Annotated in this window: 17 protein-coding genes and 1 pseudogene; 7 read left to right on the top strand and 11 right to left on the bottom strand. The window is 64.4% G+C overall.

What is annotated here, in order from left to right:
* Nucleotides 1–695, top strand: a 695-nt coding sequence (locus B4N44_RS13935) for an AAA family ATPase (protein ID WP_296701881.1), incomplete at its 5' end; no start/stop codon positions are given.
* Nucleotides 696–808: 113 nt separating this feature from the next.
* Here the strand turns inward: B4N44_RS13935 and B4N44_RS13930 are convergent.
* Nucleotides 809–1,069, bottom strand: a complete 261-nt coding sequence (locus tag B4N44_RS13930; RefSeq protein ID WP_296701878.1) for a hypothetical protein — start codon at nt 1,067–1,069, stop codon at nt 809–811.
* A gap of 209 nt (nt 1,070–1,278) precedes the next feature.
* On the opposite strand from B4N44_RS13930, the gene B4N44_RS13925 reads away from it, so the two are divergent.
* Nucleotides 1,279–2,256, top strand: a complete 978-nt coding sequence (locus B4N44_RS13925) for a PDC sensor domain-containing protein (protein ID WP_296701875.1) — start codon at nt 1,279–1,281, stop codon at nt 2,254–2,256.
* A 180-nt stretch (nt 2,257–2,436) separates the two neighbouring features.
* Here B4N44_RS13925 and B4N44_RS13920 read toward each other — a convergent pair whose 3' ends face one another.
* Nucleotides 2,437–2,715, bottom strand: coding sequence for a hypothetical protein (locus tag B4N44_RS13920; RefSeq protein WP_296701872.1), 279 nt, complete (start codon nt 2,713–2,715; stop codon nt 2,437–2,439).
* Between the two features lie 143 nt (nt 2,716–2,858).
* On the opposite strand from B4N44_RS13920, the gene B4N44_RS13915 reads away from it, so the two are divergent.
* From B4N44_RS13915 to B4N44_RS13900, 4 genes are all read left to right on the top strand, one after another.
* Nucleotides 2,859–3,863 carry a hypothetical protein gene (locus B4N44_RS13915; RefSeq protein ID WP_296701869.1) on the top strand — a complete coding sequence of 335 codons (1,005 nt, stop codon included), beginning with the start codon at nt 2,859–2,861 and terminating at the stop codon, nt 3,861–3,863.
* A 90-nt stretch (nt 3,864–3,953) separates the two neighbouring features.
* Complete coding sequence (ppk2, locus tag B4N44_RS13910; protein ID WP_296701867.1) at nt 3,954–4,784, top strand: polyphosphate kinase 2; 831 nt, start codon at nt 3,954–3,956, stop codon at nt 4,782–4,784.
* A 368-nt stretch (nt 4,785–5,152) separates the two neighbouring features.
* Nucleotides 5,153–5,932 (top strand): DUF2092 domain-containing protein, encoded by a 780-nt coding sequence (locus tag B4N44_RS13905; RefSeq protein ID WP_296701863.1) that lies wholly within the window; start codon nt 5,153–5,155, stop codon nt 5,930–5,932.
* Nucleotides 5,932–6,252: a hypothetical protein gene (locus tag B4N44_RS13900; RefSeq protein ID WP_296701860.1), complete on the top strand. Its 321-nt coding sequence runs from the start codon at nt 5,932–5,934 to the stop codon at nt 6,250–6,252. Before B4N44_RS13905 ends, B4N44_RS13900 begins: the two co-directional genes overlap by 1 nt.
* A gap of 104 nt (nt 6,253–6,356) precedes the next feature.
* On the opposite strand, the gene ppk2 (B4N44_RS13895) is transcribed toward B4N44_RS13900, so the two are convergent.
* On the bottom strand, nt 6,357–7,190 hold the full coding sequence (gene ppk2 / locus B4N44_RS13895) for a polyphosphate kinase 2 (protein WP_296701859.1): 834 nt from the start codon (nt 7,188–7,190) through the stop codon (nt 6,357–6,359).
* A gap of 422 nt (nt 7,191–7,612) precedes the next feature.
* Here ppk2 (B4N44_RS13895) and B4N44_RS13890 point away from each other — a divergent pair, with 422 nt between their 5' ends.
* Entirely contained in the window at nt 7,613–8,944 is a 1,332-nt protein-coding gene (locus tag B4N44_RS13890; RefSeq protein WP_296701857.1) for a flavohemoglobin expression-modulating QEGLA motif protein, read from the top strand.
* Between the two features lie 27 nt (nt 8,945–8,971).
* Here B4N44_RS13890 and B4N44_RS13885 read toward each other — a convergent pair whose 3' ends face one another.
* From B4N44_RS13885 to B4N44_RS13850, 8 genes and pseudogenes are all read right to left on the bottom strand, one after another.
* Nucleotides 8,972–9,976, bottom strand: a complete 1,005-nt coding sequence (locus B4N44_RS13885; RefSeq protein ID WP_296701854.1) for a hypothetical protein — start codon at nt 9,974–9,976, stop codon at nt 8,972–8,974.
* Nucleotides 9,973–11,637 (bottom strand): SulP family inorganic anion transporter, encoded by a 1,665-nt coding sequence (locus B4N44_RS13880; protein ID WP_296701852.1) that lies wholly within the window; start codon nt 11,635–11,637, stop codon nt 9,973–9,975. Before B4N44_RS13880 ends, B4N44_RS13885 begins: the two co-directional genes overlap by 4 nt.
* 375 nt (nt 11,638–12,012) lie before the next feature.
* Nucleotides 12,013–12,648, bottom strand: coding sequence for a hypothetical protein (locus B4N44_RS13875; RefSeq protein ID WP_296701848.1), 636 nt, complete (start codon nt 12,646–12,648; stop codon nt 12,013–12,015).
* Nucleotides 12,645–13,520, bottom strand: a complete 876-nt coding sequence (locus B4N44_RS13870) for a DUF2092 domain-containing protein (protein WP_296701847.1) — start codon at nt 13,518–13,520, stop codon at nt 12,645–12,647. The genes B4N44_RS13875 and B4N44_RS13870 overlap by 4 nt, the downstream gene beginning before the upstream one ends.
* Before the next feature lie 42 nt (nt 13,521–13,562).
* Nucleotides 13,563–14,693, bottom strand: coding sequence for an AI-2E family transporter (locus B4N44_RS13865; RefSeq protein WP_296701844.1), 1,131 nt, complete (start codon nt 14,691–14,693; stop codon nt 13,563–13,565).
* A gap of 13 nt (nt 14,694–14,706) precedes the next feature.
* Nucleotides 14,707–17,208 (bottom strand): glycogen/starch/alpha-glucan phosphorylase, encoded by a 2,502-nt coding sequence (locus B4N44_RS13860; protein ID WP_296701839.1) that lies wholly within the window; start codon nt 17,206–17,208, stop codon nt 14,707–14,709.
* 206 nt (nt 17,209–17,414) lie between these two features.
* Nucleotides 17,415–18,794, bottom strand: coding sequence for a cyclic nucleotide-binding domain-containing protein (locus B4N44_RS13855; RefSeq protein ID WP_296701836.1), 1,380 nt, complete (start codon nt 18,792–18,794; stop codon nt 17,415–17,417).
* A 326-nt stretch (nt 18,795–19,120) separates the two neighbouring features.
* Nucleotides 19,121–20,991: pseudogene (locus B4N44_RS13850) on the bottom strand (phosphoketolase family protein); the annotation flags it as partial.

Here is a 20,991-nt window from a genome sequence, read left to right as displayed (position 1 = left end):
TGTCCGAGTTCATGGAGAAGCACTCGGTTGCGCGTCTCATCGGGGCGCCGCCCGGCTATGTCGGCTACGAGGAAGGCGGCTATCTGACCGAGGCGATTCGACGCCGTCCCTACAGCCTCATCCTGCTCGACGAGGTCGAGAAGGCACACCCGGATGTCTTCAATGTCCTGCTCCAGGTGCTCGACGACGGGCGTCTGACGGACGGGCAGGGACGCACGGTGGATTTTCGCAACAGCGTGATCGTCATGACCTCGAATCTCGGCTCGGACATCATTCAGCAGCGTGCCGGCGAGGCCAACTATGCCGAGATGAAGGACGCCGTGATGGAGATCGTGCGTGTGGCCTTCCGGCCCGAGTTCATCAACCGGCTCGACGAGATCGTGGTCTTCCATCCGTTGCAGCCGGCGCAGATCCGGGCGATCGCGCGGATCCAGATCGACTATCTGCGCAAACGCCTGGCCGATCGGGAGATGGGGCTGGAGGTGAGCGATGCCGCCTTGGATCATCTCGGCGAGGCCGGCTTCGATCCGGTCTACGGCGCGCGTCCGCTCAAGCGCGCGATCCGGGCACAGCTTGAAAACCCGCTTGCCCAAGAGATCCTGTCCGGGAAGTTCGCTCCCGGCGATCTGATCGAGGTGGGTCTGGAGAACGGTCAGCTCAGCTTCGAGCGGGTGCTGCAGGGGGAGGTTCTATAACGGTCGGGCACTGACCGAGCGAAAAAGACGCGAAGGAGTGAGGAGCCTTCGCGCCTTTCGAACCTCTTGTTTCGGCAGGCCGGCCCGAGAACTTCGGTCCTCGAGCGGCGAGCTTACTCGACCGCCGAGACCATGATCGGTGCGCCGATCTGCACGGTGCCTATGGGTGCGATCCGCGCCGCGACGACCACACTCGGATCGGGGGTCGGTGTGGCGTGAGGGTTGGCGACGACTAGAAAGGATGCGGTCAGAACGACGGCGCCGCCGACCGCGCGCGTGGCGACCTTTCCCGCATCCATCGATGCGAGTCGATCGCGAACACGAATTGCCGCATCGACGAGGTTCGACAGATCGGTTGCTGTTGGAATGCGCATCTCGAGTCTCCTCCGGGGTTTTTAGTTGTAAGCCGAATGTCGTTGATTTCGAGTCGAATCCAAACGTCTAATCCTTCCGATTCAGTCGGGAATTTGTTCGTATTTCTCGACGTTCGCGATCAGCACATCAAGGGACCTCAAGTGCGACCGGCCCATCCGGTCGATTCCGGATAGAATCCGCCCTTCACTCGAATCGGGAGATCCTCGCGATGAGCCAAGCGCTCAAAACGGTCGTGGCACGTCAACGCATCCTCTTGCAGGGTCGCCTGGCGACGTCGCTCGCGCGGCTGGTTGAGCCTTGCCGCGCGGCCTGGCCGGATCGCACCGCGTTGGAGCGGATCCTGCTTGCGGCACTGCCGACGCTCGCATCCTGCAAGTATCTCTACGTCCTCGACCGCGACGCCCGCCAATTGACCGCGAACGTCTCCCCGCAGGGCCTGCTGCCGGAGCATTGGGGTCGGGACCGGCGCGAACGGCCCTACATGCTCGACGCACTCGCCGGCGAGCGCTTCTCATTATCGCCTGCCTATATCAGCCGCAATGCGCGGCGTCCTTCGCTCACCGCCATCCAGCGGATCGAGGACGAGGAGGGCACGCTGCTGGGCTATCTCGGTGCCGATTTCGATCTGCGCGAGCTTCCGCTCACCCGCGAGCTCTACGAGCAGCCGGAGCAATGGCTCCAGCTCAAAGGCGATCCGGCGATCCGCGGCGGTTTGTTCGATCAACAGCGCGTCGAGAGCCTGATGGACGGACATATCGACGAGATCCTCGCGCTCATCGTCGAGCTGATCGCCGCGCACGGCGTCTTCCACGGCAAGCTGCATTTCTCCAGCTCGCGCGCCACGCTCTGGCTGGTCGACGACCCCTTTCGGTTCCGGATCCTCGACTACGAGGATCTCGCCGATCCGGGCACCTGTCTCGCCTATCCCCAGCGCCCCTATCCGGTCGATGCGGCCATTCCCTTGGACCGGGTCGTCGAGGTCTTCTGCACCTTCCGGGAGCTGCGCTTCATGGACGAGAACATCTATCTGCGCTCGGGATCGCTCAACATCTACAACGGCATCGTCGGGCTGAATTTCTCGTGCGACGGCTCCCATTACATGCCTTGGGACGACTTCCTGCACAAGAGCCTGGATTTCTGGATCGGCACGGGTGAGTCCTGCGCGCTGGAGGGCGGCGGGAGCTGAGGTGTGGGATACTCGTGATGTGTTCGGGCGGTTTGGCCGCGCCAGCCCCGACGACTGCCGGAGTTGGCGCGGGTTAACGTCTTCAAAGAGATTCAATCTTAAACCGCGTCCTCGTCAAGGGTGGTGGATGCACCGAACGTCGAGCTCACTCGACATCGAGCATCTCGCTCTGGACGCGGTTTAAGCCGATTGTTCGTTCTCCAAGGCCTTCTTGGTGATCTCCTGATACAGCGCTACCGCGCGCATGTAGATCCCCTGCACGTCGGGGCGCTGATCCACGAATCGTTTAATGTTCTCCGCATCCTCCAAGACCGCATTGAGATGGGCGAGATCGGTGTCGTCGAGTCTCTCGCCGCGGTCGACCTTCGCCTTGATCGTGAGCGCGCGCGGCAGTCGAGACTTTTCGAAGCGTTCGAGAATGGCAACGATCACACCGTCTTGGTGCGAGGCATCGGTCATGGTGTTCTCCCGGAAGATTGAGTTGATTGCCTGTGCGCGTCATTTGGCGCGTGACGTACCGAAAGCAAGAGAATACGCTTGCGCCTGCGAGATCGGAACAATAAGAAACCGGCCAAGTCGGTTCAGACGGGGAGTTAAGCGGCGTGAACCTGTTTCAGTCCATCTTCCGCGGCGGCGAGTCCCGCGGACGCTATCCCGAGTCGCTGATCGAGGCGGCCATCGAGCGTGCCGTGGAGGGGACCGATGCACGGCTGCGCCTTCTGCCGGGTTACCGCAAACGTCTGCGAGTGCCGGTCATCCAGGCGATCGATCAAGTCGTCGCCTTGGTGGACACCATCCCGGCACCGCTGGTGGCCGGGCGTCGCGGGCATGGCGAGGATCCGCGCCTGGCTGCAGTCTTCTCATCCGCCGAGGACATGCTCCGGACCTTCGGACGGGATCCCGCGCTGACGGCCTTTCTGGCTGCGCCTGAGGGTGCTGATGCCGAGCGGGTGACCTGCCTGCTCCTCGCCGAGCGTGTGGAGCGCAACATCCTCGGCATGGATCTGGTCGGCGACCAGGTGCGGCGGGATGTGCCGCAGGTCGCCGTCAATTTCACCGGTCATCGCTTGGTGGATCCACGCGTCGATGAGGCCGAGATGCGCCGTGCCCTGCAGCGGCGGGCCTTCGACCATCTGCTCGCCTTGGCATTGAGCCGGATCGCCGAGGTTCGGGTAGAGCGTGAGGACTTGATCCGCCAGCGCGACCTGCTGCGCCGCAAGCGCGCGGCGCTGGAGCGCGGGGGTTGGACCTTCGCGGAAGCACAGGGCGCGCCTCCCGACCTCGCTGCCCTCATGGCCGAGCTGGATGCGATCACGGGTCAGCTCGCGGTCTTGGGTGTGGACGAGGGCGTCCTGCGGGCCCATCTCGGTATCGTTGCCGACTCGCTCGCCGAGGCCGAACGTCAGTTCTGGGCGGAAGAGCTCGACCTCTCGCTCGATACGATGAATATCCGGCGCGACGCAGGGGAGCCGTCGGCTCGGCGTATCGTCCTGAATGAGTTGCACAACGCCCGCGGGTGGCGGCTTGTGATGCTGCCGCTGATGATTGCGCCCGGCGAGATTCCGCCGCGCGAGGACTTCGTGGCCGCGGCGGAGCGCTATCTTTAGGGCGAAACCAGGCATCGCCGAGCCGCGTGGTCGGTACGCCGTCCAATCCGGTCGCCTGAAACGGCGGCCACAGCACAAGGGACAGCACGCATGAGCGACAAGAAACGCAACATCGAGGCCGAAGACCAAGCTGTTTCCGAAGCGTCCAAGAAGCTCAAAAACAAAAAATACCTCAAGGAGCTGGCAGCACTGCATGTGGAGCTGGTCAAGCTGCAGGAGTGGGTCCGCCACCACGGACTGAAGGTCTGCATCGTCTTTGAGGGTCGCGACGGCGCGGGCAAGGGTGGCACCATCAAGGCGATCACAGAGCGGGTCAGTCCGCGGATCTTCCGCGTCGTGGCCCTTCCGGCGCCGACCGAGCGCGAAAAGAGCCAGATGTATGTCCAGCGCTATATGCGGCATTTCCCGGCGGCCGGGGAGGTGGTCATCTTCGATCGCAGTTGGTACAACCGCGCCGGTGTCGAGCCGGTGATGGGCTTCTGTAGCGAAGAGCAAACAAACCGCTTTCTGCAGATGACCCCGCTGGTCGAGCGGGCGATGGTGGATTCCGGGATGATCCTCGTCAAATACTGGCTCGAGGTCAGTCCGCAGGAGCAGACGCGCCGATTGGAGAGCCGCATCGAGGACGGGCGCAAGGTCTGGAAGCTCACGCCGATGGATCTCAAGTCATACAGCCGCTGGTACGATTATTCGCGGGCGCGCGATGCCATGTTTGCGGCGACCGATACGGCTTGGGCACCTTGGTACGTGGCGCCTTCGGATGATAAGAAACGGGCGCGACTGAACATCATCAGCCACTTCTTGGGCCGGGTCCCGTACGAGGAGCTGCCGCGCGAAAAGGTGACGCTGCCCAAGCGTCAAAAGGCCGAGGGCTATCAAGAGCCCGACTATCCGTTTAGGGTCATCCCCGCGACCTATTGAGATCGTGCAGGCCTGAACCGGGCTTGATCCTCGCCAAGACCAGAATTGAACGAATGCCCAACATGCTTCTCTTACGCACGCAATCTGCCAACTTCGGCCGCTCGCTGTTCGGCTGTGGCTAATCGGACGCGCTTGCTGCCCATCGTCGTGGAGAGGATCGGACATCGCCGATGACGCGTGACGAGCCGAGAGCAAGAGAATACGCTTGCATCCGCGCAATCGCAGCTCTTGAAAGGCAAGCCCGGGCCGGTCGGTCCGGAAAAGGAGATCAGCGGCGAGAACCTGTCCCGGTCCATACGCGGTTTTATGTCTCGCATTCAGAATCATCAACAGAAGAGGACGATCCATTGATCCAGCGATCTTTGCGAATGCCCACCGCTCGTGGGCTTGTTCAAGCGACGGGGATCGTCCTGAGCCTTGGGCTCGCGAGCGGTGCCGCGGCGGCCGAGCAGGGCGTCGATCCCGAGGCGGATCGGATCCTGCGCGCCATGTCGAGCTATCTGGGCGGTCTGGCCGCCTTCAGCGTGCAGGCGGATGTGGATGACGAGGTCATCGATCTCGCAGGCCAGAAGCTACAGCTGAGCAGCTCGGCAAGCCTCCTGGTCGCGCGACCCAATCACTTCCATGCCCATCGGCGGGGTCCCATGGCGGATCTGGAGGCCGTCTTCGACGGCGAGACCCTGACGCTGCACGGCAAGCGGCTGCAGATCTACGCGCAGCTCGAAGCCCCCGGCACCATCGACGAGGCGGTGACCGAGCTGCGTGCCGCGACGGGTTTCGACGCCCCGGCGGGCGATCTCTTCTACGCCGATCCCTATCCGGGTTTGATGACCGACGTGGCCACGGGCGCCTATCTGGGCATCGCCTATGTCGACGGGACCGAGGCCCATCATCTCGCCTTCCGGGCCGCCAAGGTCGACTGGCAGATCTGGGTCCGCACCGGCGATCAGCCGCTGCCGCTGAAATATGTCATCACCAGCAAATGGGTCACCGGCGCCCCGCAATACAGCGTTCGGTTCCGCGACTGGGATACGGCGCCGACGATCGCGGCCGATCGCTTCACCTTTGTCGCCCCGGCGGGTGCCCGTCAACTGGAAACGCTCTCGGTCGACGACCTGGGTGCGCTCATGATCGAGGAGGCTCAGTGATGAAGAAACGCCGCCCAATCAACTCAATCGCGATGGGGATCGGACTCATCGCCTCCGCGCTCATCGTCGATGGCTGGCTGCCGATCGGCATCGCGATCAAGGATGCGCACGCGGTCGTGGGTCGTCCCATGACGCCCGGAAGCGTTGCCGGCGTCGCCCGGCGCACCACGCGCCGGACCATTCGCCGCTCGGCGGTTTATGTGTCCACGTTGCCTGCGGCCTGCCGTACGGTCGTGATCGACGGCACCTCCTTGTATAGCTGCGGCGGGAGCTACTATCAGTCCTACGGCGGACGCTACGCGGTGGTCTACGTCGATTGATCGAATGCCATTCGCGCTCCCCGGCGGATCTTGCCGACGAGGCCGGGGAGCTTGAGGACCGAATCGCGGACGGCGGTCGCGCTTTCCTCGAGCGGGGGACGTCCTCAATAGTTATCCGGAACCATCTTGAACGGGTAGTCCGGCTCAAGGTAGTCATCGGACTTCTGCCGCTTGGGTAGCTCCACCTTCTCGCGCGGCAGCACTTCGTAAGGGATCCGGTCCAGCAGGTGACGGATGATGTTCAGGCGCGCCCGCTTCTTGTCGTCGGAGCGCGCGACGTACCAGGGCGCCCACGCGGTATCGGTGGCCGCGAACATCTCGTCGCGGGCTCTCGAGTAATCGTACCAGCGGCTGTAGGATTTCAGGTCCATGGGCGAGAGCTTCCAGATCTTGCGGCCGTCGTCGATACGACCCTCGAGCCGCCGGGTCTGCTCCTCCATGCTGACCTCGAGCCAGTATTTGATGAGGATGATCCCTGAATCGACCATCTGCTTCTCGAACCCCGGTATCATCTCAAGGAATCGTTTCGCCTGCTCCTCGCTGCAAAACCCCATCACGCGCTCGACGCCGGCGCGGTTGTACCAGCTGCGGTCCCAGATCACCACCTCGCCGGCTGCCGGGAAATGCGGGATGTAGCGCTGTCCGTACATCTGGGTCTTCTCGCGCTCGGTCGGCGCGGGCAGCGCCATGACGCGGAACACGCGCGGGCTCACCCGCTCGGTGATCGCCTTGATGGTGCCGCCCTTGCCGGCGCCGTCGCGGCCCTCGAAGACGATGCAGACCTTGAGCCCGTCGTGACGGACCCACTCCTGGAGCTTCACGAGCTCTTCGTGCAGTTTGCGCAGCTCCTTCTCGTAGGCCTTGGTTGTCATCTTGCCGGATGCGGATGCCTCCTCGGCGTCCGTTCGGACCTTTTCCTTGCGGGACTTTTTGCTCATTGCTCGGTCTCCTCCGGTTAGCGGCCGAGTGGTAGCGGCCTGTCTGCTGGCAGTTTTCTTGCTTGGATAACGAGCAGCAAAAGGGCTGCCAAATGTTGCAATTCAATGACGTCGGCGAGGACCCAACGGAAAAACAACGAAGTATCCGCGAGGTAAGCACGCTCGCCTGCGACGCGGGGCTAGGGCCCGTCGTCGCCTCTCCGATAAGTCGGGCTTTCTGCGATCTGTCGGAGGTAGATCGTCGGAGTTTAAGCCAGTGTCGTCTCGTCCCGCGCGCGTCGCGTTCCGGGGGCGGAGAGGCCATCATGACTACCGGTGAGCTCTTCAACACGATCGTCACGGCCATGTAACCCAGCATGAGGCATGCGTCGGCCCGCTGCCGGATCTAGACTCAACGCACTCCCAACCGATCGGAGGCCGAGGTGATCACCCAATCCACCGAGCGCGAGAAGGAGCGCATCCGCTCCATCGCGCGTATCCTGTACTCCGCGAGCCGTCCGCTGCGGATCCTGAGCGCAATCGCCTGGGAACCTGAGGTCAAGGAGGCCTTTCTCGCAGGCGGCGCACGGGAGCTTCCCAAGTTTAGTTATCCCGGGTTCGACCCGACCGAGACCCTTACGGCGGTGAAGGAGGCCCGGCGGCTCATCGTGCCGGTGACGACCGTCGAGAGCTGGCTCGACCGGCAGGCGCTGGCCCTCGAGCGCGGGGCACGCATGATGGCCGCGGTGGGGACAGCCGGCTTCTTCGAGCAGGGTCGTCAACTCTATGGTGAGCCAACGGCACCACTGCGATATATCCCCCTCACGCCCCTCGCGCTTGCTCAGAGCGTCCTCGATACCATCACCCAGCTCACGAAGATCGAGATCCGTACAGAGCCACCCGCCTACCACTCGGCCGAGACGGTCGCGGCACAGCTCGCGGATGCGGTCCGCGTCCACTTCGGCGAGCAGGCACCGGCCATCGAGCTGGTCGACCGCCTGTCCGCCAATGCCTTGGCGACCTCCCGAGCCATCCGGATCCGCCGGGGGGCACGCTTCACCGACCGCGATTTCACCCAGCTTCTGCATCATGAGGCCTACGTCCACGTCGCGACCTCGCTGAACGGTAAAGCTCAAACCGACCTTCCCATCCTCGCGGCCGGGCATCCGGGGACGACACGCACCCAAGAGGGCCTGGCCGTGTTTGCCGAGCTGATCAGCGGTTCCATCGAGCTGGATCGGCTGAGACGACTGGCGGATCGCGTAATCGCGATCCAGATGGCGATCGACGGGGCCGATTTCCTGGAGGTATACGCCTTCTTCATGGAGCGGACCGGGGATGCGGATCAGGCGTTCGAGAGTGCACGAAGGGTCTTTCGAGGCGGCGTCCTGACCGGCGGTGCGCCCTTCACCAAGGACGTCGTCTATCTCATGGGGCTCATGTCGGTCAACTATTTCATCCGCGGTGCCTTTGCCGCCGGGCGTGCGGATTGCCTCAGCCTGCTCTTCTGCGGCAAGCTTGATCTCTTCGATATCCCGGCGCTCTGCGAGCTCTACGAGATGGGTCTCTGCCGTCCACCGCGTTTCCTCCCGCCATGGATCGGCGACCCGCGGTATCTGCTCGGGTTGCTGACCTTCGCCACCTTCGTGAGTCGGTTCGACCTCGGTCCGCTCGTCGAGGTGGCGACCAGGCTGCTGGAGAGCGCACCTCTCGTGCGGATGCCGATGCCCGGGGATCCAATCGACCAGCCGAGTACCGGGCGGTCCGAGACCTGAGGTCACGTGAGGGTCGCCGGCGCGCCCTCAGAGATAGCGCTGCGCGGCGGTGACGAAATCCTCCTGGCGGGGAAGCTCCCGCGGGTCGATTGCAATGGGCAGCACGACCGCATGGGCACCACGGGCGGTTCGGAGCTCATGGAGGACCATCAAGTGACCCGTCGGGTCATCGGGATCGCGCCGGACGTTCATGGGCCCCAGACAGAGCGCGATGTCTTCCGACCACACTTGGCGCTCGGCCTCTGCGAGACGCTCGCCGACGATCTCCAGATGGGCCTTCAGCAGACCCGCATCCGCGCCCAGGGCCTGCAGCTGACGGGAGACGGCATCGAGCTCCGCTTGGATTCCGGCCGCGTCCGGGTCGTCCGGATCCGGCTGGTCGAAGCTCAGCGTTCCGCGCTTCAGGTTTCGGAGCTGACGTTGCAGCAGATCGCGCTGGCGTGTCAGATCCGCACGCTCGACCCGTGCCTCGGCGATTTGGGTCAGGGCCAGGGTGAGCAGATGATCGAAGGCACGCCGCTTGAGGAAGCGCCTGCACTCCTCCTCGATGGTCCGGGGCTCCAGTAGGTGGTGCCCGGAGAAGCTGACCGTCACTTGGGCGACGTCGCGCCGCACCTGGTCGCCCACCAGATCCATCCCGAGGATGTGCCTCTCCTCCCGGCGCGCCATGAGCAGGGCCGTCACCCGCTCGGCACCCCGACCCTCGTTTCCGGCGAGATACTCCAAAAAGGCTCGGTCGCGGGCGAAGACCTGCAGCATTTCCTCGCCGGAGGCGAACAGCGCCGAAAGCCGCGGATCGTTGCGATAGTCGCCGAGTCCGGCCGCCACGGTCGCAGGAATGCCGTCCACGAGGGCCACCACATGGTCGATCGCGTGGATGACGGGTTCGCGCAGCCGCTTGCGGTAACCGGGGACCAGCCGCAACCGGGGATCGGTGCCGTCGACGGTGCGCTCGATGGCCATCTCGATCAGAGACTCGGGATAGCGCCCGATGGCCTCGCGGCCCCCGAAGATGGATTGAAAGAGCTTCACTGCATCTCCTCCGATTGGGCCGGCTGCGAGCGGTAGCGCTCCACGGCCATCTGCAGATTGAACAGCATGCGCTCGCGCCCGAGGGTCTTGCCCAGCGGCGAGCGCTGCACCATGCGCAAGACCTCCGGGTTCAGCGCCACGAGCCAGAGCACGGCACCGCGCTCGCGCAGACGCGCTTCGCCCTCGATCAGCATCTTGAGTGCCGAGTACTCGATGTCGGGGACCGCGCTGAAATCCATCGCGACCACCTTGGGCTCGGCGGCATCGATCAGCGGCAAAAGCTGCTCGCCGACACGTTGGGCATTGGCGAAGAAGAGGCGTCCTTCCGGGCGCACGATGAGGAGGCCGGGGAAGGACTCGTCGTCCGGATGTGTCTCCGATTGTGGGCGAAAGACATCAGTGCCGGGTTTGCGGCCCAGGACATAGAGTCGCGGATGGGCGGCCTGATAGGCGAGGGCAACGAGCGAGACGATGACCGCCACCAGGATCCCCTTCAGGGTCCCGAGCACCACGACACCGGCGAAGGCCACCAGTGCCCAGACGAACTCCATGCTCCGAATCCGCAGGATGTCGCGAAACTCGGCCGGTTGGATCAGGCCGATCGAATAGACGATCACCACGGCAGCCAGGGTGGCCTGGGGCATCAGCCCCATCAGCGGCGCGAGGAGGACCAGCGTCGCGAGTGCGGCGATCGCCGTCACCAGGCCCGCCACCCGGGTGCGGGCACCGGCACGCCGGTTCACCGCGGTCTGGGAGGTCCCGCCGCCGGCTGGCATGGCGCCGAACAGCCCGCCGGCCACATTGCCGAGCCCTGTCGCCAAGAGCTCGCGGTTCGGCGCGGGGCGCGGCTCGCCTGGACCGGCAAAGGCCCGCGCCGCGGCGATGGACTCGGTAAAGCTCATCAAGGCGATGCCCAGGGCGCCGGGCCAAAGTTGGGCGATGAGGTCGAGGTTGGGCGCAACGAAGGCCGGCAGCCCCGAGGGAATATGACCCACGGTCTCCACGCCGTGCGCCTGGAGTGCAAAGAGACCCGAGGCGGCAATCCCCAAGCCGACGGCAACCAGGGGGGCGGGAGCGCGGGGGACGAATCGCTCCATCCCGACCAGGATGACGAGCATTGCCACGCCGACGGCCAGGGTGACCAGCGACGTCTCGGGCAGGTGCTGCACCAGCGCCACCAGATTTTGCAAAAAGCCGCCCTTGTCGAAATGGATGCCCAACAGCTTGGGCACCTGATCGAGGACGATGACGAGCCCGATACCTGCCTTGAAGCCCGTCAGTACCGGCTCCGAGATGAAGCTCGCGACGACCCCGAGACGCAGCACCGAGGCCAGGATCAGCATGATCCCGACCAGGACGGCGAGCGTTGCCGAGGCGGTCAGCAGCGCCGCCGGATCCCCGCTCGGCACGACCAGCGCGAGCTGGGTACCGGTCAGGATCGCCAGCGTCGTGGTGGTGCTGACGCTGAGCGGCCGCGAGGTGCCGAGGATCGCATAGATCACCATCGGCACGAAGGCCGTGTAGAGCCCGATCTCCACCGGCAGCCCGGCGACCGTGGCATAGGCCATGGCCTTGGGGACCACGACCGCCGCCGTGGTCAGACCGGCGACCAGGTCCAGCCGCAGCCACTCCCCTCGATACCCGCCGAGCCGCTCAAGCATCTTTGTGCCCCTCATGCGGATTCAGATGGCCCATGCTCCAACTCACCCCTGTTTGGTTGCCGCCTACCGCACCCTCCACGCTGACGGCGTGAGGAATCAAGAACGCAAAAAACTGCCAAAGCTCATGGAGCGATCACCGCAGTCAGGGTGCGCTGAAAGGCCGTCATTCGTCAAAGACTTGATCTTGTTGCGACGGATAGCGATATGCTGGCCCGGCGCCCCTGCTCCGGGATATCGGAGTCTCTACGACTCCTCGGAGGCATGTGCCGGGGTCGAAGCAACTCCCGGCCGCTGTGCGGAACCTGTTGGAGATGTCGCGTGCGCTGCGCACCGAGTGCCCACTGCGGTGCGCCGGCGCCGCCGCATGAGTCCGATTCAGTAGCCCGGCGGAGCATCGATGACCACATAGGTGACGTCTCCGCCTGAATAGGCGGGCTGATACCAGGTATCGCCGCAATCCGAATAGCTGATGCCATCGACGACGACGGTGGTGCAATCGAGGTCGTAGTAAGCCGCGGCGGTGATGGCCGAGCCAACGATGGCCGCACCCGCGACGACCGCCGCTCCCGTGCCCCAATTGTCCCAGCGGTCGTCGTAATAGTCCTGACGATCATCCCGCACATCTTCTCGGTAGTCCTGACGATCATCGCGGTACTCGTCACGGTGATCCTGACGGTCATCCCTGCCATCGGAGACGGTGTCTTGGCGCTCTCCGCGCATATCCTGCCGCCCTTGGGCCGCGTCGGTACGGAAATCCTGGCGACTCCCCGCTCGGTCGGACCTGTCCGCCTGATCCATGGCGCCGCCGCCGGCCGCGGCCCGCGGTGCCGAACGTGCACTGAAGCTGCCCCCTCGGGCCGGGCCCGCGGCGGAGAATCCTCCGCCTCCGCCAGCCATGCCGCGGGCGCCGGCGTCGCCTCTGCCGCGCGCATCCACGTCCAGGCTCACGGCGCCGATGAACAGGATTGCAGGTCCAAACGTAAAGACTTGGAGTGAGGCACGATTCTTCATTTCGCTTCTCCGGTCGCCGCGGAGGGCATAGCCGAGGCTGGTATCTCGGCAAGGAAGGGGATGCGGGTGGCATCGTCCGGGACGTCGAAGGACATCAGCGTTGCCAGCGGTCCGGGCGAGAGGTTCCAGTCCGAGAAATTCGCCCAGTATTGCGGCTGCCCTTCTTCGTCCTTGTAGGTCAGGACGATTCGACGGGGCAGGGGATCGCCGCTCTCGGGTATCCAGACCTGGAAATCGACGCCGTCCGTGCGGGCGGCCAGATGCACGAAGGGCTTGCTATCGAGCATCGAGGTGTCGACGATCGCCGTCTGCTGCACCCGTTCTTCCAGCTCCTCGGGCAGCGTGGTCACGAAGAGCATGGCCAGCGGCAGGCGCATGTTCAGGTCTTTGACGAAATGCCGGATTGACGCGTCGATATCCCCCTGCATCGGCGAGGAGGCATACATGTTTCGTGTGGCGTCGAATACGCCGATCGATTCCCCGTCAAAGATCACCCGAGACGCCTGTCCATCGCTCCGTTCGACGTCGACCTGCAAGCGGTCCGGGCGGACCAGCACCAGCTCACGACGTTCGCCGAACTCGATCTTCTGGCCGGATTCCTGCACCACGTCGTAGCCGCTTTGCAGCGTGACGCTGAACTGCCCGAGCTGCGACAGAAAGTCCGCCATGCGCATCAACTGCTCCATCGCGGGGCTAGCCATTGCGGCGTCGGCGTTCGGCGCGTCGTTCGGGGGATCGTCGGCCGCGCCCGGCGCCACCGCCGCAACCCAAGCGGTCAGCAGCATCGCGCCTGTCGCGATCACTCGAATGGATGTTTGCATGGGCATTCTCCTCTCGTTCGGTGGTGACATGGAAACGCGGAACTTGCCCATAACACCGCCCGGTAGGGTTGGTGCAGTCGCGGTTGATGCGGGTCACGGGTCACCGATGCTCGTGCCCGGCGGACGAACCTCCGCTTCCCGTGTCGGCTGCCGTGCGGCATCCCCGGAACTCTCGGGAAAGTCGTGCAGCCAGGCCAGAAACAGCTTGTAGCCGAGCACCAGGACGACCGCACCGACGAACAGCCCGATGATGCCGGAGGTGATGAAGCCGCCGATCGCGCCGACAAAGATCACCGACATGGGCACCTGCACGCCGCGCCCGAGCAGGATGGGCTTCAAGACGTTGTCGATGCTGCCGACGAAGAGGCTCCAGATCACGAAGAGTATCGCCGGGACGGTATCCGCCGTCGCCAGGACATAGATCACGATCGGGATGGTGATCGGAAAGATGCCGATCTGGACCGTGCTGAGGAGCAGACACAGCAGTGCCCAGAGCCCGGCGCCGGGTAGACCGATGGCCATGAAGCCGATACCGGCGAGAATGGATTGGATCAGCGCTACTCCGAGGATCCCGCGGGTGACGCTGCGGACCGTCGCCTCGGCCAGTGAGGCGAAGTCCGCGCCTCGCTCTCCGGCCAAGCGGACGGCGAGCGTTCGGGCGAATGCCCCGCTCGCCTTAGCGTTGGCGAGGAACACCCCGGCGATGATGATGGCGACGATGAACTGAAGGATGCCAAAGCCCGCGCCGGCCGCGGTCGACAACAGCCATCCACCGACGGCCTTCAGTTGCGGCGCGATCTTCTGGACCGCCGCCATGAGGTTCCCGGATGCCTGGGACCAGAAGGTACTCAGAGCCTCTCCGACCAGCGGCCAATCCCGCACCGAATCGGGTGGCGGCGGCACGGCCAAGGTGCCGTCCTGTAAGCCCTTGGCGAGTCCCTGGGCCGTGTCCACCAAGGTCGCGCTCAGCATCACCGCGGGCACCATGAGCAGGACGATCCCGAGGATGACGAGCGTGGTGGCCGCGAGTCCGCTCCTCCCGCCGAACAAGCCCCGCAGCTTCAGATAACCCGGGTGTGCCGACACCGCGATGATCACCCCCCAGGCGATCGGGATGAAGAACGGCTGGATAATGCTGAAGCACCAGGCCACGAGCAGGATCAGGATGCCGATCCTGACGGTTGCCTCCAGTGCAGTGGCCACGACCTCTTTTTGCCGGATCACGAGGATCTCCTGTTCAGTCCTCGAGCAATCTGACCGGTACCGCCTCGACACCCCAGATGTCGTCGCAATATTCGCGGATGGAGCGGTCAGACGAGAACTTTCCGCCGCGCGCGGTGTTCAGGATCGACATGCGTGTCCAATGCTCCGTGTCTGTCCATGCCGCGCTGACCTCCTCCTGGCAGGTGATATAGGCAGTGTAGTCGGCCAGCACCAGGAAGGGATCGGACTGGGTTAGGTTCTCGACCAAGGGGCGCGGCACGTCGGTATCGCCGCGCGTGAACCGGCCGCTGCCGATCAGCTCCAGCACGGCGCGCAGCTCGTCGTTGGCCGCCACCCGGTCGGTCGGCCGATAGCCCTCGCGCTTGACTCGCTCCACCTCGTCGGCGGTGAGCCCGAACAGAAAGAAGTTCTCCGCGCCGGCCTCCTCGCGCATCTCCACGTTGGCGCCGTCCAGGGTGCCGATGGTGAGCGCGCCGTTGAGCATGAACTTCATGTTGCCGGTGCCCGATGCCTCCTTGCCGGCGGTGGAGATCTGCTCGGAGAGATCGGCGGCGGGATAGATCAGGTGCGCATTCTGGACGTTGAAGTTCGGGACGAAGGCGACACGCAGACGGTCGTTGATCTGCGGGTCGGCATTGATGGTCTCGGCCACGGCATTGATCAGCTTGATGATGCGCTTGGCCATGAAATAGCCGGGCGCGGCCTTGCCGCCGAATATGAAGGCGCGAGGCGGGATGTCGAGCCCCGGATCCTCCTTGAGCCGGCGGTAGAGCGTGACGATGTGCAGCAGATTCAGATGCTGGCGCTTGTACTCGTGGATGCGCTTGACCTGGATGTCGAACAGCCAGGTCGGATCGAGCGCGATGCCGGTGTGCTGCTCGATGTAGTCGGCCAGACGCCGCTTGTTGGCCTCTTTCACGCTGCGCCACTCCTTGCGGAAGGCGGCGTCCTCGGCATGCGGCTCGAGTGCCCGCAGGCGCCCGAGATCGGTCAGCCAGCCGTCGCCGACCGTTTGGTCGAGCAACGCGCGCAGACCCGGGTTGGACAGGGCCAGGAACCGGCGTGGCGTGACACCGTTGGTCTTGTTGCTGAAGCGCTCGGGCCAAAGCGCGTAGAAGTCCTGTAATACGTTGGCCTTGAGCAGCTCGGTATGGAGCGCGGCGACGCCGTTGACGGCATGACTACCGACGGTCGCGAGGTGGGCCATGCGCACGCGCTTGTCGCCCTCCTCGCCGATCAGAGACACGCGCGCGACCCGCGCCTCGTCGCCTGGATAGCGTGCCCGGACCTCGTCGAGGAAGCGGCGGTTGATCTCGTAGATGATCTCCAGATGGCGCGGCAGCAACTCGGCGAATAATGGCAGCGGCCAAGTCTCGAGCGCCTCCGGCAGCAGCGTATGGTTGGTGTAGCCGAAGGTCGCCACCGTGACGGCCCAGGCCGTATCCCAGTCGAGCAGCCGCTCGTCGATCAGCAGCCGCATCAGCTCGGCGACACCGATCGACGGATGGGTATCGTTGAGCTGCACCGCAAAGCGCTGCGGCAAGGCTTCGATCGGCGCGCCGGCAAGATCGAGGATGTGCAGCATGTCCTGCAGGGAGCAGGAGACGAAGAAATACTGTTGCGCCAGGCGCAGCCGCTTGCCGATGGCCGGCTCGTCGTTGGGGTACAAGACCTTGGTAACAGTCTCCGAGACCAGCTTCTCGTTCACGGCCTGGTAGTAGTCGCCGGTGTTGAAGGCTTGGAAGTCGAAGGACTCGACCGCCTCGGCGCTCCACAGCCGCAGGGTATTGCAGGTGTCGACACCATAGCCCTGGATCGGCGTGTCGTAGGCGGTGCCCTTCACCACCCGAAACGGCACCCAGCGCACGCGCGACGTGCCCGACTCGTCCCGGTAGGTCTCGGTGTGCCCGCCCCAATTCACGGTGTAGGCGACCTCCGGTTTGGCGATCTCCCACGGGTTGCCGTAACGCAGCCACTTGTCGGTGATCTCGGTCTGCCAGCCTTCGCGGATCTCTTGGTCGAAGATGCCGAACTCGTAGCGGATGCCGTAGCCGATCGCGGGACGCTCCAGGGTTGCCAAGGAGTCGAGATAGCAGGCGGCGAGCCGCCCGAGCCCGCCATTTCCGAGTCCGGGCTCCTCCTCGCAGGCCAGGATCTCGTCGAGCTCGAAGCCGAGCTCGGCCATGGCCGTCCGCGCTGCCTCCTCGATGCCGAGATTGAGCAGGTTGTTGCCCAGATGCGGCCCCATCAGGAACTCGGCGGATAGATAGGCCGCGACCTTGTGCTCGGCGGCGAAATAGGTCTCGTTGGTCGCGATCCAGCGCCGCTGCATGCGGTCGCGCACCGCCAGCGCCAGCGCGCGGTAATAGTCCCGGGCGCCCGCCACCCGGGGCAGGCGCCCGACGGAACAGCGCAGATGGTCGATGACACCCTGCTTGAGCGCCTCGGCGCTCAAGCCGACACGGGGATCGGTCGCTGTGGTGTTCTCCTCGGCTGCAGTGGACCTTGTAGTCATGCTGGGACTCCTCCGTTCGTGGCAATAAAGAAGCGCCCCGTTCGAAGGGGGGGCCGCATTGATGGCTGGTGTGGAAAGACCACGAAGATTCAGAATACTGTGTCAGCTCTTGAGTGTTGCCCGCGGGGTGCTGAAGTTTCTACTCATTACGCTCGTCTTTAGACGCGTGGTATAGGGCCTCGGTGCAGGAGTCAAGACACCGACTTTCACTCCAGTAGCTTGAACATTACGGCGGCCAGGAACCCTGCCAACGTGCCCAATCCCACCTCGTTCGGATTGCCATGGGCTGCCGCCTCCGGGATCATTGCAGCGGCAATCATCGTGAGCATAGCGCCCGCCGCCAGGCCCTCGGCGAACACCAACCAGTGTTCGCTGAGCAGGCTCGCGAGCAAGAAGCCGAGGCCTGCTCCGACGGCGGTCGTCACCATCAACGCAAACCACATGAAGAAAATCCGGCGACGGCTCCAGCCCATGCTAAGCATGTTGGCAGAGCTCGATAAGGCTTCGGGAAAGTTCGAAAGGAACAGCCCGGCGATGAGCGTGTAGGGGATCGCCTGTACGAACCGCAATTCTTCCGTGCCGGGGTGCGCAGCGATCAGGGCGAAGAGCCCGGCGCCGATGACGATGCTTTCGGGGATACCGTCAAGCAGAATACCCAGCCAGACGGCCAGGGGCGATCCCTTGTGCTCAGCATGGGCTCTGCGGATTGCGAGAGCCGGCACCTCTTGTCCGATTCGCAAAGCCGAGGCCGCCGAGCGGCTCCACTCGACCGCCTCGTTCAGTCGCGTGGTCAGCTGTTGCTCAAGTTGACCCATGCGATCGACCGCGACGTTGCGGCAGGCCTTGTCGAAATCAGGCGACAAGCTCCTGAGGTGATCGACGTCTTCGCGCGCGAGCCCCAGGCATTTCACGGCGGTTCTCGCCCTTATCGTGGCCAGGCTCGTCAGACCGGGCACGAATAGCGTCAGCACGCCAATCAAGGTCCCCGGACCGAAGGTTGCGCCGTGTTTGCCGGCGATCTCGATGTCCACTTCTCCCTCGAGAACAATGTGCGCTCCGGTGGACTCGTCATTGGGGCCCAAGATCAGTTCCCCCCGTTTGAGCTCAACCGGCCGCAGCATGCTTTCGAGCATCTGGGTCATTCCAGCGGGCAGCGCGTCGAAGGGGCTCACCTGGAGCACTGCGCCCATCACCTTGCGAATGTTTTCGCGGCGACGTTTCGCCAAATACGCAAGCGTGGTGGAGGTCTTGCGCAGATAGCCGCCCTTCTTGTTGACCAGGGCATCCAGCGCCACGAATACGACTCCCCCGAGAATGCAGCCCGCCAGCATGGCGTAGAAATTGGCGTGGGCGTCTCTGCTGCTTTCCGCAAGGTTGTGCTCCGTGAGGGCGAGGGCGGTGGGAGCGACGAGCTCGACGCTGAGTGCCGCGATCAACGCACCGGCACCAAATGCCGCAAATATGGCGATGTAACGCGGCGGGAAACGCAGGTTCAACCCGACGAGTGAGCCGAGAGGTAAGGACACGGCGCTGACTGCACCAAGGACCAGCGCCCAGACGACGTACACAAGCATCGCATCTGTCATATGAAGGTTCCATCTTGCTTCTTGGCGGGGCGGACAATGGGGGTGATCCTGTCGCCCGATATGCGCACTCGGTCTGGCACCCCAGGCTTCCGACGAACCCTGAGATCCGAGATCCGGGGCACGCGCAATCCGGTCAAAGACCGCCGAAGACTCTTGCCCCGATCATCGAGCGCACCGAAGACCGGATGCGTGTGATACCGCCGCAGCCGGTCTTTTCCCACCGGCTGGCGGTATCCAAAGTGCCAGCCAGGCTTCACGCGCGAGAACCTCTGATGAAGAAGCGCCCCGGGCGACCGGGGCGTAGGCAGGAAGGATCTTCGGGCAGCCTACAGCGGCCACACCCAGTTGGTGATCTCCTCGCGGTCCGTCCCGTGCTCATGGGCATAGGCCAGGTTCAGGATGATCTCGTTCTTCATCCGCTCCTTCAGGTGCGCCGCCCGCGCGGCCAGCCCCGGCACCCAGTCGATGACGTCGATGACCAGCGTAAAGCGGTCGGTCTGGTTCAGGATGGCCAGCTCGAGCGGGGTGTTGATGTTGCCCCGTTCCTTATAGCCGCGCACATGCAGGTTCTCGTGGTTCTTGAACCGGTAGGCGAGCTTGTGGATCAGCCAAGGATAGCCGTGGAAGTTGAAGATCACCGGCTTGTCGGTCGTGAACAAGGCATCGAACTCTCGGTCGGTGGAGCCGTGCGGGTGCTCGCTTGCCGGCTGCAGTTTGTAGAGGTCCACGACGTTGACGAAGCGGACCTTCAAATCGGGCAAGTGCTCGCGCAGCAGCGCGGTCGCGGCGAGCGCCTCCTGGGTGGCCACATCGCCGCAGCAGGCCATCACCACGTCCGGCTCGACGCCTTCGTCATTGCTGGCACGGCCCCAGATGCCGATGCCCTTGGCGCAATGCACGACGGCTTCGTCGATGGTGCTGAACTGCAAATGCTTCTGCTTGTCGGCGACGATGACGTTGATGCAGTCGGTGGAGCGCAGGCATCGGTCCGCTACCGCCAGCAGGGTGTTGGCGTCGGGCGGCAGATAGACGCGGCAGACGCTCGGGCTCTTGTTGGTGACCAGATCGATGAAGCCGGGGTCCTGGTGCGAGAAGCCGTTGTGATCCTGCCGCCAGACGGTGGAGGAGAGCAGGATGTTCTGGGAGGCTACCGAGGCGCGCCAGGGCACGTGGTTCTTGGAGATGTCCAGCCATTTGGCGTGCTGGTTGAACATCGAGTCGATGACGTGGGCGAAGGCCTCGTAGGTGTGGAAGAAGCCGTGACGCCCGGACAGCAAATAGCCCTCCAGCCAGCCGATCAGGGTGTGCTCGGAGAGCATCTCCATGACGCGCCCGTCGCGGGAGAGCTCCCCGCCGTCGGCATCCTCCGGCAGTAGGTCCGCCATCCAGACCTTCTTGCTCACCTCGTAGACCGCTTGCAGACGGTTGGATGCGGTCTCGTCCGGACCGAACAGGCGGAAGTTGGTCATGTTGTTGCGCATGACATCGCGCAGGAATTCACCCAGCGGACGGGTGTTCTCGCACAGTACCTTACCCTTCTGGTCGTCCGGCACCTGCACCGCGTAGTCGCGGAAATCCGGCAGCTTGAGATCCCGACGTAACAGGCCGCCGTTGGTGTGGGGATTGGCGCTCATGCGCCGGCCTCCGCTGGGGGCCAGCTCGCGCAGCTCCGGCACCAGCCGCCCGTCGGCGTCGAACAGCTCGTCGGGCCGGTAGCCGTGCATCCAGTCTTCCAGCAGCTTCAGATGTGTCGGGTTGGTCCGCACGTCCGAGAAGGGCACCTGGTGCGAGCGCCAGGAGCCCTCGGCCTTGTGGCCGTTGATCTCCTTGGGTCCGGTCCAGCCCTTGGGCGTACGCAGCACGATCATCGGCCAGCTCGGCAGCTCCGCCTTGCCGCTCCGGCGCGCCTCGGACTGGATGCGGCGGATCTCGGTGATGGCCGTGTCCAGGGTCGCGGCCATCCGCGCTGGTGCATGGTCTCGGGGTCGTCGCCCTCGACGAAGTAGGGGGTGTAGCCGTAGCCGTGGAAGAGTGCTTCGAGTCGATCATGGCTGATGCGCGCGAGGATGGTCGGGTTGGCGATCTTGTAGCCGTTGAGGTTGAGGATCGGCAGCACCGCGCCGTCGCGGATCGGGTTGATGAACTTGTTGGAATGCCAGGCGGTGGCCAGCGGCCCGGTCTCGGCCTCGCCGTCGCC

Origin of the sequence: Thiocapsa sp. UBA6158 (genome assembly GCF_002423035.1) — a bacterium.
Taxonomy (GTDB): Bacteria; Pseudomonadota; Gammaproteobacteria; order Chromatiales; family Chromatiaceae; genus Thiocapsa.
The sequence above is the reverse complement of the archived record's forward strand: the minus strand, read 5'-3'. Positions and strand labels throughout refer to the sequence as shown.